This window comes from Accumulibacter sp., assembly GCF_023806565.1.
Classification (GTDB): Bacteria; Pseudomonadota; Gammaproteobacteria; order Burkholderiales; family Rhodocyclaceae; genus Accumulibacter.
On sequence record NZ_JAMTDV010000049.1, the window covers coordinates 23,867 to 29,913 of the forward strand.

Below are 6,047 nucleotides of genomic sequence, written 5' to 3' on the forward strand. Positions count from 1 at the left end.
CAAGCACGGCCTGTTTATCGGTGTTGACCGTGGTTCATGAAATGGAAGGATTTGGCTGCGACGTATTCCGGCAACCATTGTGTGTGGTTGGCCCGTTGCCGCCCCCCTCGGGCGGGATGGCGAATCAGTGCGAGCAGCTTGTGCGCCTCTTGCGCGCCGAGGGGATGCAAGTGGAACTGGTGCCCACGAATGCTCCCTATAGACCCGCTTTTATTGGGAGACTGCCAGTTGTACGTGCGGGCTTTCGTCTGCTTCCGTACCTGTTGCATCTATGGCGGGCGGCTGGCCGCGCGCGCGTGATGCACGTCTTGGCCAACTCCGGTTGGGCTTGGCACTTGCTTGTGACGCCGGCGATGGTAATAGCGCGCATCAGACAAATTCCAGTCATCATAAATTACCATGGCGGCAATGCAGATTCCTTCTTTGCTCGCGCACCATCGTACGTTCTTCGTCTGCTGGCGCGCGCGTCCCTCCGCGTCACCCCTTCCGGTTTCCTGCAAAGGGTCTTTGCGAAGTACGGACTGAGCGTCGAAGTGATCCCGAACATCGTCGATACGTCGCGTTTCACGCCGATGACTCCGCGGATGTTCGGTGATGCACCCCATTTGGTAGTTACCCGAAATCTGGAGGAGATTTACGACATTCCAACCGCGATCCGTGCGTTTGTGGGTGTTCGCTCGGTCTTTCGGCGGGCGCGACTGACGGTGGCTGGCAGCGGCCCTGAACTACCGTACCTGCGCTCCCTGGTCGGCGAGCTTGCCGTTGAAGATTGCGTCCACTTTTCGGGCCGTATCGACAACGTGAAAATTCCGACACTGTACGCGGCAGCCGACTGTCTGATCAATCCGAGCAAGGTTGACAACATGCCGATCTCAATCCTCGAGGCTTTCGCGAGCGGTGTACCGGTTGTCAGCACCGCCGCGGGAGGGATTCCCGACATGGTCGAGAACGGCGTTTCGGGTCTGCTGGTGCCGATTGGCGACCACGAAGCGATGGCACGGCAGGTGCTTCGGGTGTTGCAGGACGGATCGTTGGCAGAACGGCTCCGACAGGCCGGTCTGCGGCAAGCGCAGAAATATGCCTGGCAGCAGGTACGCGCACAGTGGCTTGACGCCTATCGTCACGTCGCTGCATCAAGGAGAGAATCTTGAGTTTTTATACGGCAATCTGTTCGCATTTTCTGTTCCCGCTGCACGAGCGCATCAAGGGACATGATTCCGTACGATTGTGCAGAAGACTGGAAGAAAGCCAGTGGTGGACCAGCGAACAGATCGCAGGCGAGCAGGCTCGACGTCTGCGGGATTTTCTGGTCGACATCGGTCAGCGCGTTCCCTATTACCGGGACCTCTTCGGGCGCCTTGGCTTCGATCCGCGGTCGGTTCGCACACCGGAAGACCTGTCCGCACTGCCTTTGCTCGGCAAGGCGGAAATACGGGCCAACGGGGAGCGTTTCAAGGCGGCTGGCCACGGGCCGCTGACCCGCTACAATACCGGCGGATCTTCCGGGGAGCCGCTGATTTTCTACATGGGAAAGGGCCGCAAGAGCCACGACGTGGCGGCCAAGTGGCGTGCCACACGCTGGTGGGGCGTCGACATCGGCGACCGTGAATTGGTGGTCTGGGGCAGCCCGATCGAACTCGGGACGCAAGACTACGTTCGACGACTGCGCGACTGGCTGTTGAGAAGTCGCCTGCTGCCGGCCTTCGAAATGTCGCCGGCGAATCTCGATCGCTTCGTCGAGACCATCCGCGTGGCTCGCCCGGCGATGCTCTTCGGTTATCCGTCCAGCCTTTCGCTGATCGCACGGCATGCGCGCCACAGTGGTGTCGCCCTCGACGATCTGGGAATCCGCGTCGCCTTCGTCACTTCCGAGAAACTCTACGACGAGCAGCGGAGCGTGATCGGCGAAGTGTTCGGCTGTCCGGTCGCCAATGGTTACGGTGCCCGCGATGCCGGATTCATCGCTCATCAGTGTCCTGCCGGCAGCATGCACATCAGCGCCGAGGACATCGTCGTCGAAACCGTCGACGCCAGTGGCAGGCCCACGGCCTGCGGGCAGCCGGGAGAGATCGTTGTCACCCACCTGGCGACCGCTGATTTTCCTTTCGTCCGTTACCGAACCGGCGACATCGGCACGCTCAGCGACAGGACCTGCTCTTGCGGCCGCGGCCTGCCGGTACTCGAAGAGGTGCAGGGGCGCACCACCGATTTCGTGGTGGCGCGGGACGGAACGGTCATGCACGGGCTGGCGCTGATCTACACGCTTCGTGACCTGCCTGGGGTCGAGCGTTTCCGGATCGAACAGACGTCGATCGACCAGACGATCGTCCAGGTAGTCGCCGGGGCGGCCTTTGACGGCGCCGCCGAGGAGCGGATCATCAGGGATTTCAAGGCGAGGCTGGGGGACGCGGTTGACGTTCGCGTCGAGAAGGTGGCGGACATCGCCTGCGAGACCTCCGGAAAGTTCCGCTATGTGGTCAGTCGAGTTCCCGCTCTCGGTGCAGGCCTGGGATGCGAGCATGGGTAGCCGGCAGCGGCAATTCGTTTCGGCGGGCGACAGTGCCCGCCGAGCAGGCTGCCTGCGTGCGGCGATTGGCGCCGATCGCCACTTTTCGGGTGGGAGCAGCCATGTTTCCAGCGTCTGCGCGTCGTTGAACGAAGTCGCTTTTCTCCCGTGCAGCATCGCGGATTTGGCACGGAGCCAGTCATGCGCGACATTCTGATTACGGTAGTCATTCTTGGCTCGTTGCCATTCATTCTGCGCAGCCCGCGTGTTGGTGTCTATGTCTGGGCCTGGCTGGCGATGATGATTCCGCACCGAGCTGCCTTTGGATTTGCCCGGGCGCTGCCCTTTGGCCAGATAGTGGCGATTGCCACGCTGGTGTCGTTCCTGTTGTCACGCGAGCGGCGTCCCTTTCCAATCAGCAGTACGACCGTGGTGTACATTGCTCTGGTGCTGTGGATGTCGTTTACCAGCTTTTTTGCCATCAACACTGCGGAAGTCGTTTTTGAACGCTGGCTGTTCGTTTTCAAGATCCACGTGATGTTGTTCATCACCATGATGCTGATTCGCGGTCGTCAACAGATCGAGTGGCTGGTCTGGCTGGTTGTTGTGTCCATTGGTGTGTATGGGATCAAGGGGGGCGTGTGGACGCTCATGACTGGTGGTGGCGGACGGGTCTTCGGTCCTCCCGGAGGGTTTGCACAGGAAAACAACGCTTTCGGTTTGGCGCTGGTAATCCTCATGCCATTTTTCTACTACCTCTATCAAGTCTCCACTCGGCGCATCGTTCGTCTTGGATTGCTGTCCTCGATGGTTGCGGTCATCTTTTCGATTCTGGGCAGTCAGTCGCGTGGTGCTCTGCTGGCCCTGTTCGCCATGGCGACCTTGCTCGGATTGAAGGGCAAACGGCCGATCTTGTCGACTCTCCTGCTGGCGGGTGGAGTTGCCGCGGCGATTCTTTTCATGCCCGATTCCTGGAGCGGGCGCATGAAAACCATCGAAACCTACCAGGAAGATACTTCGGCAATGTCGCGTATCTACACCTGGAAGACCCTTTGGGCATTGGCCGTCGATCGGCCGCTGGTGGGTGGCGGTTTCGTCATCGACACGCCACAGGTATTCGCCATCTACGCACCAGCCGAGGGTGTCGGAGTCTACACGGGCGGCCAGGTATTCGTTGCCCACAGCATCTATTTCCAGATGTTGGGGGAGCACGGCTTTCCCGGACTGGCTCTTTACCTGCTGTTGGGCATTTCCGCGTGGCGACAGGCGCGGCGGGTTGGCAGGCAGGCGCAGACGCTGCCCGAATATGCAAACTGGGCGCCGTTGCTGATGCGAATGGTTCAGGTCAGCCTTGCCGGCTTTGCTGTCGGTGGCGCCTTCCTCAGCCTGGCGCATTTCGATCTCAGCTATTACATCATTTCGTTTGCCGTTCTCGTCGACGCCACGCTGCGTGAACAGCAGAAGGCCGGCGCTGCAGCTGGCGCAGTACTGCCGGCAAGCGCAGGCTCCATCTCCCCCACACCGAAGTAGAGCCCTATGAGCACCCTTTCCGAAACGCTCTTGAGAAAATACTACGCAAATTCGCCACATCCCTATCAGATCTATGAGCAGCGTGTCGACCACCTGCTGACGTCTGACGCGGTGCTGCTCGACGCAGGTTGTGGACGAACCGTGCCGGTCCTGAAAAAATATCTGGGGCGGGCCCAGCGTCTGATCGGCGTCGAACTGGTCGATTTCACCGATGTGCCTGCGGGAATCGACACCTACAATGCCGACCTGTCCGACATTCCCCTGCCGGACGCCAGCGTTGACCTGATCATGTCGCGCAGCGTTTTCGAGCACCTGACCGATCCCGACTCGGTATACAAGGAGTTCATGCGCATCCTGCGTCCGGGCGGGGCAGTGATTTTCCTGACCGCCAACATGTGGGACTACGGGACGCTCGTTGCGCGCCTCGTGCCCAACCGCTTTCATGCACGCATCGTCCGGCAGGTCGAGGGAAGGATGGAAGAGGATACCTTTCCCACCGCGTACCGCACCAACACGCGCACCGACGTCGAACGTCTGGCGGCGTCTGCCGGTTTGCGGGTCGAGTCGTTCGAATATTTGAGCCAATACCCGAACTATCTGATGTTCAATGGAGCGTTGTTCTTCCTGGGCGTCTGCTACGAAAAATTGATCAGCCGCTTCGAAGCGCTGCGCATCTTGCGCGGCTGGATCCTGGTCACTCTGCGCAAGCCGGAGACGATCCGTTGAGACCCGCCGCCGACCAGGAAAGCACCCTGGAAGCGCTGCTGGCAAAGGCCAGCCGGACGGCTTGCGGGCTGTTGCACCGGGTCACAAGCCCCCGCCTTTCCATACTGATCTTCCATCGCGTTCACGCACGGGCGGACACCATTTTGCCGAGCGAGCCCGACGCGACGCGCTTTGCATTGCTCATGCGTTTCGTCGCGCGCAGTTTTCGCGTGATGACCCTGGGCGAAGCCGCTTCCCGTCTGGCCAACGAGGAATTGCCCCCGCGGGCGCTGGTCGTGACTTTTGATGACGGATATGCGGACAACGTCGAAGTGGCGTTGCCAATTCTGCAGCGCTATGGCGTGCCGGCGAGCTTCTTCATTTCCACGGGATTTCTCGACGGTGGTCGCATGTGGAACGACTCCGTGATCGAGATCATCCGGGCCTGTGCTGCGGACGAGCTCGATCTGGAGTCTTTCGGCATCGGTCGTCGCTCCCTGTCCGGCGCGGTGGAGCGAAGATCGGTGATTGGCGAGCTGCTTTCCCGCATCAAGTACCTGGCACTGGCCGAGCGCGACGAGGCGATCGTTCGCTTGCAGCGCCTGGCCGGCGTGCGCGATTTGCCCAACGGCTTGATGATGCGGTCCGAGCAGGTGCGGCAATTGCAGCGTGCCGGCATGGAGATCGGTGCGCATACCGCGCATCATCCCATCCTGACGACCTTGGCGCCTGCGGACGCCGAACGCGAAATCAGCAGCGGACGTCAGCGCCTTGAGGAGATCATCGACACTCCGGTAGACGTCTTTGCCTATCCCAACGGCAAGCCGGTGCGGGACTATGACCAGACTCACGTCGCGATCCTGCGTCGTCTTGGCTTTCGTGCGGCGGTGAGCACGGCGCCAGGCGTCGCGCGCGCTGGCGATGGTCTGCTGGAGTTGCCCCGCTTCACCCCGTGGGGAGATTCGCTGGCTACCTGGGCGTTGCGCCTGATGAGCAATCAGCGCAATGTCCATTACCAGCTCGCCGCTCCGGCAAATGCATCGTTGCCCTAGGCTTGCGCGCAATTCTGGTGTTGCCTGAGGGCAAACAGGATCGCGTCGGCGGTGAGCAAATGACCTGCAAGCGACAGCGGTGGTCGCGTCCGCGTGAGCCGGACCACGCCTCCAGCAGCGCGTGCACATCGTCACGCCATCGACGATGCCAGTCGGACGGCCAGTGTGGGTTCGGTGACCGATCGCGTTGCTCGTGTTTGGCGACCAAAGAAAAGGGCCATCGTCGCCGATGGCCCCGGATTCTCCGCAGGTCG

At 61.0% G+C, this 6,047-nt stretch carries 5 protein-coding genes; all 5 read left to right on the plus strand.

The window, feature by feature from the left end:
- Window positions 1–20: 20 nt before the first annotated feature.
- Window positions 21–1,151, plus strand: coding sequence for a glycosyltransferase family 4 protein (locus tag NFV80_RS05715; RefSeq protein ID WP_366143412.1), 1,131 nt, complete (start codon window positions 21–23; stop codon window positions 1,149–1,151).
- Entirely contained in the window at window positions 1,148–2,527 is a 1,380-nt protein-coding gene (locus NFV80_RS05720) for a phenylacetate--CoA ligase family protein (protein ID WP_295331478.1), read from the plus strand. The genes NFV80_RS05715 and NFV80_RS05720 overlap by 4 nt, the downstream gene beginning before the upstream one ends.
- A 180-nt stretch (window positions 2,528–2,707) precedes the next feature.
- Window positions 2,708–4,036 carry a putative O-glycosylation ligase, exosortase A system-associated gene (locus tag NFV80_RS05725; protein ID WP_295331477.1) on the plus strand — a complete coding sequence of 443 codons (1,329 nt, stop codon included), beginning with the start codon at window positions 2,708–2,710 and terminating at the stop codon, window positions 4,034–4,036.
- 6 nt (window positions 4,037–4,042) lie between these two features.
- Window positions 4,043–4,762: a class I SAM-dependent methyltransferase gene (locus NFV80_RS05730; RefSeq protein WP_295331476.1), complete on the plus strand. Its 720-nt coding sequence runs from the start codon at window positions 4,043–4,045 to the stop codon at window positions 4,760–4,762.
- Entirely contained in the window at window positions 4,759–5,793 is a 1,035-nt protein-coding gene (locus NFV80_RS05735; protein ID WP_295331475.1) for a polysaccharide deacetylase family protein, read from the plus strand. Before NFV80_RS05730 ends, NFV80_RS05735 begins: the two co-directional genes overlap by 4 nt.
- The last annotated feature ends 254 nt before the right edge of the window (window positions 5,794–6,047 follow it).